Here is a 5,548-nt window from a genome sequence, read left to right as displayed (position 1 = left end):
ATCATGGCAAGATCACCACGCTCGGCTATCTTTCGCACGGCATTTTCGCGCAATCGGTAGGCGGTGGCGGCGGTGCTTCGGGTGCCGCGGCCAACGCTTCGGAGGCCGACATGACGATCGGCGGCGCGATTTCTCTGCCGAGCGGCGACGGCTCCAATGGCGGCCATGTCACGGTCAACAATGACGGCATCATCGAAACCTGGAAGGATGGAGCGCTCGGCATTTTCGCCCAGTCCGTCGGCGGCGGCGGCGGTTATGGCGGCGTGGTATCGGCCGACACGGCGGGAGACGAGTCGGTTGCGCTGCAGCTTGGCGGCTTCGGCGGCAATGGCGGCAATGGCGGCAAGCTCGATGTCACGGTTTCCGGCACCATCATCACCCATGGCGAGCGCGCGCATGGCGTGGTCGCGCAATCGGTCGGCGGCGGTGGCGGCTATGGCGGCGACGCCAAGGGCAAGAGCTCGAATGCGTTGGCCATTGGCGGTCTCGGCGGCAATGGCGGCGATGGCGGCGATGTTACCGTCATCCGCACCGGCACGATCACGACGACGGGCAAGGATTCCATCGCCATCATCGCGCAGTCGGTCGGTGGCGGCGGCGGCATCGGTGGTGCCGGTTTCGGCCGCTTTGGCGCCGACGACGACGGCGGCGGGCCAAACGCCATCGGCTTCAACACGCCTGGTGGCACCAAGGGCACCGGCGGCAAGGTAACCATCATCCAGTCCGGCGCCATTGAGACCGATGGCGACCGTGGACACGGCGTCGTTGCCCAGGCGGTGGGCGGTGGCGGTGGCGCCGGCGGCATGGATTCGCTGGCCATGGGCCAGTCGGCGGCCGGCTCGCAAGGTGGTATCGGCGACGCTGCGGCGTCGGCCGCTAGCACGGACAGCCAAGTCTGGGTCAAGGGCGCAAGTTCGTATGCGATGTTCGGCCAGAGCGCGACAGGCGACGGCAATGCCCATGCGGTCGATCTGACGGCGGGTGACAGCCTGTTCGCGCAAGGTGCGGATTCCGTGGCTGTCTATGGCGAGAGCACGGCCAAGGGCGCCAAGGGCAACATCACCATCAACCTGAATGGCCAGTACACGATCGGCGGTGCCGGAACCGGCGTGGCGGCGATGCTTGTCGGGGGCGCAGACAACACGCTGAACAACCACAGCCTGCTCTATGCGATGGGGGCAACGCCGAGTTTCACCATCCAGGCGTCGCAATTTCAGGCATTCCAAGCCTTCCTGTTGGCGCCCGGTCCCGTCGTGCCGACGAATGCGATCCTGGAATCGCTTCTGGACGATTTCAGCCCACTGGCTATCACCGGCACATCGGGCGATGACCATGTGGAGAATTCGAAGAGCGCCGACACGCTCGGACGGGTGATCGGCAACATGGACCTCGGCGGCGGCACGAACAGCTTCCACAATATCGCCGACGCCTCGATGGTCGGCCTCAAGACCATCGATCTCGGCGGCGGCAAGTTCACCAATGACGGGCTGTTTACCAATCAGGGCATCGGCGTCGTGGCCAAAGTGGATGTCACGGGCGGCTTCACGCAGATATTCTCGGGCGACTTCGTCACCGACGTCGATCTCAACAACCAGATCACGGATGCCCTGGCACTAACGGTGGCCGGAGACTTCGATGGTGAAGCGCCGTTGAATTTCCTGTCGATCGACAAATTGTTCGCCGAATATGTGCTGGCCACCGGATCGGCGATGACCGATTCCGGCATCACGCCCACGACGCTGCATCCGGCGGTCGGCTTCAATTTCCTGACCAAGGTGGTCGGCGGAACGGATCTGGTTCTCTATGCCGACAATCCGACTTTCCTGGAGTTGGCACAGGATCCTAACTCCGGCACGACCGATCCCGGCGTCTTCCAGATGGCGCAGTATCTCGATGATGTCGAGGCTTCTTCGAGCCCAGACAATCCGATGGCGCTGTTGATCAACATGCTGCGCTTCCTGCCCGATGAAATGGAGCTCGGCTCGGCCCTGACGCGGCTGACGCCGCACTATGCCGTGCACACATTCGAGATGATCAACCGCTCCACGGACATCATGCTGGAGGCGGCGCGCGAATGCACCGGCGTTCGCGCCTACAAGGATCCCGACGGACGCTGTGTCTGGGCGTCGATCAGTCCGCAAGCCGAGTACAGCCGCGACGCTGAGGCCGGCACCACCAGCCGAGACGACGTCATGAAGACGATGTCGCTTGGCGGCATTGGCGAGGTCAGCCAGCACTGGTCGCTCGGCGCAACGATAGGCCGGACCGAATTCGACTCGAAGATCGATTTCAACGGCGAATTGCTGTCGGCCACGACAGGCGAATCCTGGCAGGCGTATGCGCTGGCGAAATATGCCGACAAGAACTACTTCATCGACTTCGCAGTCGGCGGCGGCACCGGCTCCTTCAAGGGCGAGCGCGATACGCATCTCGATCAGGTGGCCTTCATTCCGGGCGAAACGCTGATCGGCGATTATCTGCCGGAGGCATTGCTGCCTGGCATCGGCAACAGTGTCACCTACACGCAGAAAACCGCCCAGTTCGGCGGTTCGGCGCGGCTCGGCATAACGCAGGAGATGGGTGCTTTCTACCTGCAGCCGACCCTGCAGTTCGACGCGCGCTGGCTGCGTGTTTCCGGCAAGGAAGTGGGCTCGGTTGCCGCCTTCAACTTCGACGGCAGCGCCAACATGTATTATTCGGCGACGCCGGCTTTCGAGATCGGTACCGACATTGCACTCAGCGACATTGCCAGCCTTCGCGTCTACGGCAAGGCTGGCGTGGAGTTTTCCGACAAGGAGTGGGAAATCGAAGGTCGCTTCGCGGCGGCGGAGAATCTGCCTGGCAACCCCGCATTGCACTTGACGGAGGCCGTCGATTCGCCGCTCTATCGGGTCGGCGCCGGCCTTGAGCTGAACGGCGTCAATGGCGTCGGCATGTCCGTCAGATATAATGGCGCCTTCGGCGAAACGGTTAAACAGAACGCGATCAGCGCGTCTCTCAAGGTCAGTTTCTAGCTGGCCCGAGGCGGAGCCGGGCGGGAGGGATCTTGATGAGGAAGTACGCGTATTTCGTGGCGATGCTGGGTGTTGCCTGCACCGTCGGCGTGGCGGCCGTGGCGGCGCAAACCAAGAGCGACAAGGCGGTCGCGGCACCCGCTGCCGCGGATGTGCCGCAGTTGCCCGGCGGCGCGTCGGCACTGTCTGAAACCCACGGCGACTGGACGGTCAATTGCCAGATATCGGGCACGGCCAAGACCTGCAGCCTGTCGCATCAGCAATTCAACAAGCAAAGCAATCAGCGGCTGCTGGCGATCGAGCTGTCGAGCAAGACCGGCGAGGATGCCATGGGCACGCTTGCGTTGCCGTTCGGCCTGGCGCTGGCCAAGGGGGTCAGCCTGACCATCGACGATCAGAAGCTGGACGGCAGCCTGGCGTTCAACACCTGCCAGGTCGTCGGCTGTCTGGTGCCGGTGGTGTTCGATGCGACTGTCACGCCGCTGCTGAAATCAGGCACCACACTGAAGATCGACGCTTTCGCGGCAGATACCGGACAAGCGGTGAACTTTTCCATTCCGCTCAACGGCTTCGCCGGCGCGCTTGCCCGGACCGCGCAGCTTTTGACCAATTGAGGTAGAGCCGCAGGACTTAAAGCGCTGCCTGAATGTCGTCTCGCGGCAGGGCAGTGCGTCACTGCCTCAGAACGTCTCTGCGTCGGTTCAAACGATGATGGTTTTAAGCCTTTCGGCGATCAAGGCGGCGAGCCGCGCCGCCACATCGTCCTTGCTCATCTCCGGCCATTCCTCGACGCCAGCCTTTGACACGATCCGCACCCGGTTGCGATCGCCGCCCATCACGCCAGAAGAACCGACGCCGCTTCCCTGCGACACGTCGTTGGCGACGATGAGATCGGCGCCTTTTTTCTTGAGTTTGGCCTCGGCGTTGCGCAGGAGATCCTGCGTCTCGGCGGCGAAGCCGATAATCAGGCCGGGTCGCTGGCTGTGATGGCCGACGCCGGCGAGAATGTCGGGATTTTCGACCATGCGCAGCACCGGCGGCCCTTCGCCGGCCACCTTTTTGATCTTCTCACCGGCTGAATTTTCGGTTCGCCAGTCGGCAACGGCGGCGACGAACACCGCCGCGTCGGCAGGCAGGAGCTGTTCCACCGCGTCGCGCATCTCTTGCGCACGTTCGACATGGATGGTCTTCACGCCAGCCGGATCGGCAATGCCGACAGGACCGGAGACGAGGTGCACATCGGCGCCGAGCCTGGCCAGTGCTGCCGCTATGGCATGGCCCTGCTTGCCGGACGAACGGTTGGCGATGTAGCGCACCGGGTCGATCGGCTCATGCGTGGGGCCGGAGGTGACGATGATCCTGCGCCCCGACAGCGGCTTCGGGCCGACGTCGAGCAGTGCGTCGATCGCGGCGACGATCTCCAGCGGCTCGGCCATGCGGCCTTCGCCCGCTTCATTGCTTTCGGCCATCTCGCCCCTGACCGGACCGACGAAGATGACACCGTCTTTCTGCAGCGTCGCGCGGTTGCGGCGGGTGGCCGGATGCGCCCACATCCTCGGGTTCATGGCTGGCGCCATCAGCACCGGCTTGTCGGTGGCGATGAGCACCGTGGAGGCCAGATCGTTGGCGTGGCCATTGGCGAGCTTGGCCATCAGGTCGGCGGTGGCTGGCGCCACCACCAGCAGGTCGGCCTCGCGCGACAGCCTGATGTGGCCGACATCGTGCTCGTCCTGGCGGTCGAACAGTTCGGTAAAGACATGGTCGGCGGAGAGCGCGCCGGCCGACAGCGTGGTGATGAACTCCTGCGCGGCCGATGTCATGACCACCCGAACGCCGGCTCCGCGCTCGCGCAGCCGGCGGATGAGATCGAGCGCCTTGTAGGCGGCGATGCCGCCGCCGATGATGAGCAGGATGCGCTTGCCGGAGAGGCTCATGCCCAAGACCAGTTCTTATCGAGTGTCATGCCGGCTTCAGCGCCGGTTCGATATCGGTATGGATGAAATCATTGCCCTTGAAAAGCAGCGGCAGGTTTCGCGTCCTGGCGAGGGCGTAGGAAAAACAGTCGCCCATGTTGAGTTTGGCGGGATGGCCAGTGCCGCGGCCATAGAGGGCATAGGCTTCAATGCCGGCCTGTGCATGTTCGGCAGTGAGAGCGACGATCGTGACTTTCAGTCTTTCTAGAAGGCCTCTCAACTCAGCTGTGCCGGCCGCCCCATAACGTCCGACGACGACCGTGCCACATTCCATCAGGGTCGCGGCGCTCATAAACATCAGCTGATTTCCGGCGAGGCGCTGGGCTATCACCGGTGCATCAGGCTCCTGCTTGAGGATGGCCAAAATCGCGGAGGTGTCGATCACCACAGTCAGTCCTCCTCGATGAAGGACCAGAGCTCATCCGTTAGTTTTTTCTGATCGAAGTCCACTTTTCGCAATCGTCGACCGAATTCGAGGATTTCCTCTGCCGTGACGACATCGTCGTCGTGCTTGTTGACTGCCGCTACATCCTTCAACAACAGGGTTCTTGCCTCCTGCTC

The 5,548-nt window shown here is 63.2% G+C and carries 4 protein-coding genes; 2 read left to right on the top strand and 2 right to left on the bottom strand.

The annotated features are described in order from the left end of the window. Positions 1–3,014, top strand: a 3,014-nt coding sequence (locus tag EN984_RS20945) for an autotransporter outer membrane beta-barrel domain-containing protein (RefSeq protein WP_164765559.1), incomplete at its 5' end; no start/stop codon positions are given. 35 nt (positions 3,015–3,049) lie between these two features. Next, a complete protein-coding gene (locus tag EN984_RS20940) occupies positions 3,050–3,628 on the top strand; it encodes an invasion associated locus B family protein (protein WP_127272727.1) in 579 nt (192 codons plus the stop codon). Between the two features lie 87 nt (positions 3,629–3,715). On the opposite strand, the gene coaBC is transcribed toward EN984_RS20940, so the two are convergent. Both coaBC and EN984_RS20930 read right to left on the bottom strand, forming a co-directional pair. Continuing rightward, positions 3,716–4,948 carry a bifunctional phosphopantothenoylcysteine decarboxylase/phosphopantothenate--cysteine ligase CoaBC gene (coaBC, locus tag EN984_RS20935; RefSeq protein WP_127302015.1) on the bottom strand — a complete coding sequence of 411 codons (1,233 nt, stop codon included), beginning with the start codon at positions 4,946–4,948 and terminating at the stop codon, positions 3,716–3,718. Between the two features lie 25 nt (positions 4,949–4,973). After that, entirely contained in the window at positions 4,974–5,375 is a 402-nt protein-coding gene (locus EN984_RS20930; RefSeq protein ID WP_127270488.1) for a type II toxin-antitoxin system VapC family toxin, read from the bottom strand. Positions 5,376–5,548 lie beyond the last annotated feature (173 nt).

Source organism: Mesorhizobium sp. M7A.F.Ca.CA.004.12.1.1, assembly GCF_003997835.1.
GTDB lineage: Bacteria > Pseudomonadota > Alphaproteobacteria > Rhizobiales > Rhizobiaceae > Mesorhizobium.
This window is presented reverse-complemented; position numbering and strand designations above follow the sequence as displayed.

Bases quoted from the DNA above. Each gene is read 5' to 3' on its own strand.
- coaBC (WP_127302015.1), bottom strand. From the start codon at position 4,948: ATGAGCCTCTCCGGCAAGCGCATCCTGCTCATCATCGGCGGCGGCATC.
- EN984_RS20940 (WP_127272727.1), top strand. From the start codon at position 3,050: ATGAGGAAGTACGCGTATTTCGTGGCGATGCTGGGTGTTGCCTGCACC.